Genomic DNA, 332 nt, shown 5'->3' on the forward strand with positions numbered 1-332 from the left:
AGTCGGCGGTGCGCCTCGCCGGTGGAGATCCGCCAGCGGATCGCCAGCACATCCTTCCAGGATTTGGCGCCCATCTCCTGGGGTGTGGTCTCGGCCTGCAGCCGGGCCAGCAACCGGTGGCGCAGCGCGGGCAGCCGACACCCCAGCGTTTCGACCTCATCGAGGCAATCCACCAGCGCGTCGCGGTCCAGCAGGTCGACCTCGCAGGCCGCCACCTCCTCGAACGCCGCACACAACCGTGCCACCGCGCCCGACAGAGCCTCCCTCGACATGACTCGAACATACATTCGACCACCGACAAACCCGGTTCGCCGCGGGGAAGGTCACCGGCC

Annotated in this window: 1 protein-coding gene; it reads right to left on the reverse strand. The window is 69.0% G+C overall.

Going from position 1 to position 332, the window contains the following annotated elements; genetic code table 11:
• Positions 1–287: DUF222 domain-containing protein (locus tag JDV09_RS21730; protein WP_221371213.1), on the reverse strand; the 287-nt coding region annotated here is incomplete at its 3' end.
• Positions 288–332: the final 45 nt, after the last annotated feature.

The sequence above is a fragment of the Mycolicibacterium xanthum genome, assembly GCF_019710635.1.
Taxonomy (GTDB): domain Bacteria; phylum Actinomycetota; class Actinomycetes; order Mycobacteriales; family Mycobacteriaceae; genus Mycobacterium; species Mycobacterium xanthum.